We start from the raw sequence: 992 nt of genomic DNA, 5'->3' as shown, positions 1-992 counted from the left end.
ATGTCCGCGAGCACGCTGTGCGCCCCCATACAATAGTCGCAGCGGTTCTCGCGGCTGACGCTCAGCAACACCACCTGTTGCTCGGCTGGCGAGAACGAGGTCTGCTCGAACAGCTCACCCAGGGCCAAGTAGCCCTTCAGCAGCGTTGGCGCGGTGGCCATCTTGCGCATCAGGTTGGGCAGCATGCCGAAATGGCGCTCGGCCTCTGTCAGCGCCGGCAGCGCATCCTTCGGCGCCGATTCAGTGTCATGATTCGGAAAGTTGAAAGACATGGCGTTCTCCAGGGGTCCGTTAACAGGGTCACTCACAGGATCTTAGAGACTGGACCGGTTCGGACGCGAGATCATTGCACTGTGAGCACACCCCAAGCGCGCAAACCCAGACCAGCGCCGCCAGAGGGTGGATAGGCCACCAAGCCCCAAAGCCCGAGCCCAACAGCCGAGAGGACGACGCGATGACCCCACGCCTGCTCATCATCGAGGATGATCGCGCCCTTGGCGAGATGCTCGCGATGCACTTTGAGGACTTGGACTTCGCCGTGACCCATGCAGAGCGGGCTCAGGCAGGACTCGACCAGTTGCGCCAGGGGCGCTTCGATCTGGTGCTACTCGATCAGCAGCTCCCCGACGGGCTCGGCAGTGAGCTCATCGGCCCGTTGCTTGAGATCGACCCGCAGTTGCCGATCCTGATGATGACCGGCAAGCATGATTTGGAGCTAGCGATCGCGGCGATCCAGCGCGGAGCCGCGGATTTCGTACACAAGCCGATCAACACCGATGAGCTGACCCAGGCCGTGCAGCGCCTGCTGCGCGAGCGTGAGGCACTCAGCCAGACAAGTGACAGCCCGCCTGCCGGCTCCTCTGAAGACGAGGCGCCGCGTGATCTGATCGGTCGCAGCAACGCCATGCTGGACGTCAGCAAGGCCATCGCCCGCAGCGCGCGCACCCAGGCGACGGTCTTGATCACCGGTGAGTCCGGAACCGGCAAAGAGG

The 992-nt window shown here is 63.4% G+C and carries 1 protein-coding gene and 1 pseudogene; one reads left to right on the top strand and one right to left on the bottom strand.

Going from position 1 to position 992, the window contains the following annotated elements; translation table 11 throughout:
• A pseudogene (locus tag CKO42_RS26705) lies at positions 1-272 on the bottom strand (carboxymuconolactone decarboxylase family protein); the annotation flags it as partial.
• Between the two features lie 182 nt (positions 273-454).
• Here CKO42_RS26705 and CKO42_RS26700 point away from each other — a divergent pair.
• Positions 455-992, top strand: a 538-nt coding sequence (locus CKO42_RS26700) for a sigma-54-dependent transcriptional regulator (RefSeq protein ID WP_200252753.1), incomplete at its 3' end; no start/stop codon positions are given.

The sequence above is a fragment of the Lamprobacter modestohalophilus genome (assembly GCF_016583905.1).
Classification (GTDB): Bacteria; Pseudomonadota; Gammaproteobacteria; order Chromatiales; family Chromatiaceae; genus Lamprobacter; species Lamprobacter modestohalophilus.
This window is presented reverse-complemented; position numbering and strand designations above follow the sequence as displayed.